This is a genomic window from Burkholderia sp. GW821-FHT14F03 (genome assembly GCF_058803765.1).
Window position 1 is genome coordinate 1 of record NZ_JBXAPG010000115.1, and the last position, 2851, is coordinate 2851.

Consider the following 2851-nt stretch of genomic DNA (forward strand, 5'->3'; position numbering starts at 1 on the left):
TGGATCGGCCGCGGCTCGCCGCTCGCGCCGACGTTCAGCCGGCTGCCGCCGACCAGCGTCACGTGCAGCTGGCGCGGGTCGACCGGTTTCGAACCGAACAGCGAGCAGCCCGACAGCAAACCCAGCGCCAATCCTGCAATCAGGATACGAACGGACTTCATCAGCTAAGCGATATCGTGATGATCTGGGACGGCGCGATGGTCTTCATGGCCGCGGGTAGATTCGTGTCGGTCATGCGCGTCTGAGGCGCGCCATCATGAATCATCACCTTGGCGGCCCCTATCACGTGGCGCGGCTGCGTCGACACGATGCCCGACACAACCCCGCCCATCGAGCCCGGCTCGCCGTTGTGTGCACGAACAGGTTGCATCAGCTGAGCGTCATCGTGATCGTCTGGGACGGCGCGCTGGTCTGCCCAGACGTGTTCTGGTTGTTGGGCAGGTTGGTATCGGTCAGCCGGGTCTGGGGCGAGCCCTGGATCAGTACCTTGCCGGACCCCGTCACGTGGCGCGACTGCGCCGACACGGTGCCGGACGCCACCCCGCCCATCGATCCCGGCTCGTCGCTGTGCGTGACGGGAATGATCGTGTTCATGTTGTGGACGGGACCGCCCGCGTAAATGATGTTGGTGACGTTCGGGACCGCCTCCGGCTTGTTCGCGATGTTCGAATACGACACGGGAATCGCGAGCGGCGGCGTCTTGCAGACGTCCGAGCCGGACAGCGCCATTCCGCCGGCAGAGCAATTGGCAAACATGAGAATCTCCAAGCGTAAATCGCATCAACCCACGTGAATCTGGCCGGCGTCCATCTTGAGCAGGGCTTCCGCCGTCACGACCGCGCTTTGCGCGTGCATGCCCAGGTGGCCCTCGGTATGGACGAACGTGTTGCCGGCATGCGTGGCGTCGGTGCCGCTGACGTGCGCGTGGCGCTCCGCCGCGGCCTCGGTGATCACTTCCGCGCGGCTCGACAGCTGCGCGGCTTCGAGCCCGAGCCGGTCGCGCGCCTGCACGCGCACGTCCTGCGCTTGCAGCAGGACCTCGGCCGCGCCGAAATCGAGCACGACGTCGGCCGCATCGCCGCGCCGTTCGAGAATGGCGAGCACCCAGCATCCGCCCGCCGCCTGATAGAACTGGACCAGATCGTCCGCCTGCGGCCGAATGACACAACTGACCGCGGCGCGGGCATACAGCGCGCAACCCGGCTCCACGACGATGCGCCACAGTCCGTCGGACTCCGCGCCGGCCACGCGGCCGATCGACATGCGTCCCGCCGCGCCCGGCGAGAACGGCGCGGCGCTTCGCTTCAGCAAGGTGCGCATCGGTTCCGGCATCTCGTCTTCGCTGGATTCGACCTGCCGCTCACGAACCATTCGAGTCTCGATCATCGTCACACTCCTCTGGCGCCCGGCTGGGCGCGTTGCCGCCATTGGCAGTCTTCTTCCAACACTGCATCGTCGAACGTCGCCTGCTGCGTATCCGCCGCGCGCCAGGCCTGCCTGGATTGGCCGACCAGCATCCCCGCCCGGCAATCCGCGCCGTTCAGGCCGACCTCCTCCAGCGTCGCGCCGCGCGCATCGAGTCCCGCCAGTTGCGCGGCGGCCAACTGCACGCGCGCGAGCTGCGCGTGACGCAGCGCGATGCGCGGCGCGCGCAGGCCGCGCAGGTCGCTGTCCCGCACCTGCGCGTGATCGAAGATCGCCTGCGGCAATTCCGTGTCGCGCATGGACAGGCCGCTCAGCTTCGCGTGATCGAAGCACGCGAGCGGCAGCCGGCTCGACGCGATCCCGCCGCCCGACCAGACGCTGTGCGACCACGCGGCCTGGTTCAGTTCCGATCCGCGCACGTTCATCCGATCGATCTGCGAATCGATCCAGCGCACGTTGATGCCCGTGCAAGCGTCGATCGAACACTCGGCGCAGTTGGACTGCCCGACGATGAAGTTGTCGAGCCGGCTCGCCCGCACTTGCAGCCCGCTCAGTTGCAGGCTGATCCAGGACGCATCGGACCAGTGGCCGCCGTCCAGCTCGACGCCCGTCAGCTCGCCCGCGATGAACGACGTATGCGCCGCGCGCACCGCGTCGAAACGCAGCGACGCACCGTTCGCCCTCGCGAAGATCACGTCCTTCAACAAGCTCTTCGACCAGGCCGCATCGCGTATCCCGCTGCCGGCGAGCGACATGCCGCGCAGCACGCAATCGCTCCATGTGGTTTCGGCGATGCTGCAATCCTCGAAGACGAGACGCGTCAGCGCGCTGCGCACGAAGCGGTTCGCCTCGAAACGACAATTGACGAAGCGCAGGTTGGAGAGCCGGCATTCCGACCAGCTCACCCGCTCGAAATGGCAGTCGCGGTAGATCGTGTCGGTCAGTTCGAGCCCGTGATGCGACGTGGTGTAGCGCCGTCCCTCGATCACCTGGGGCAAGGCCGGCGCGGACACCGGCTCGCGGGGTGCGTTCATTCGTCCCTCCTCGGCACCGCGAGCACGCCGGTGTTCAGGTTGCCGCGCCATGCGCCGGATTCGGGCAGGTGGGCCCACGACGTGCGGGCGCGGATCAGGTTGCAGTCGCGCATCCGGGTCTCGCGCATGTCCGCGCCGTACAGCATCGCCTCCTTGAGCGAGCAGCGGTCGAACGACGCGCCGCTCAGGTGGGCATGCGTGACGTTCGCACCGTCGAGCTGCGTGCAGGTCCAGCTCGAGCGCTCCGCCTTCAGGTGCTGCGCGTTGAGCTGCATGAACGAGCAGTGGTCGACCTGCACCGACGACGCCCGCAGGTCCTGGAAGCTCGACGCGTTGAACAGGCAGTCGCAGAGGATGGAGCGGTCGATCGAGGTGCCATGCGACAGCACCGC

5 protein-coding genes and 1 pseudogene are annotated in these 2851 nt (G+C 67.3%); all 6 read right to left on the reverse strand.

What is annotated here, in order from left to right; genetic code table 11:
- A pseudogene (locus tag AC1RQF_RS33200) lies at positions 1-161 on the reverse strand (type VI secretion lipoprotein TssJ); the annotation flags it as partial.
- Positions 161-370, reverse strand: a complete 210-nt coding sequence (locus AC1RQF_RS33205; RefSeq protein ID WP_492874360.1) for a PAAR domain-containing protein — start codon at positions 368-370, stop codon at positions 161-163. The pseudogene AC1RQF_RS33200 and the gene AC1RQF_RS33205, both read right to left, overlap by 1 nt.
- A complete protein-coding gene (locus AC1RQF_RS33210) occupies positions 370-756 on the reverse strand; it encodes a DUF4150 domain-containing protein (RefSeq protein WP_273995530.1) in 387 nt (128 codons plus the stop codon). The genes AC1RQF_RS33205 and AC1RQF_RS33210 overlap by 1 nt, the downstream gene beginning before the upstream one ends.
- Before the next feature lie 24 nt (positions 757-780).
- Positions 781-1332 (reverse strand): DUF3540 domain-containing protein, encoded by a 552-nt coding sequence (locus tag AC1RQF_RS33215; RefSeq protein WP_492874366.1) that lies wholly within the window; start codon positions 1330-1332, stop codon positions 781-783.
- A gap of 56 nt (positions 1333-1388) precedes the next feature.
- Positions 1389-2459 carry a pentapeptide repeat-containing protein gene (locus tag AC1RQF_RS33220; protein WP_492874362.1) on the reverse strand — a complete coding sequence of 357 codons (1071 nt, stop codon included), beginning with the start codon at positions 2457-2459 and terminating at the stop codon, positions 1389-1391.
- A partial coding sequence (locus tag AC1RQF_RS33225) for a pentapeptide repeat-containing protein (RefSeq protein ID WP_492874364.1) occupies positions 2456-2851 on the reverse strand: 396 nt, incomplete at its 5' end. The genes AC1RQF_RS33220 and AC1RQF_RS33225, both read right to left, overlap by 4 nt.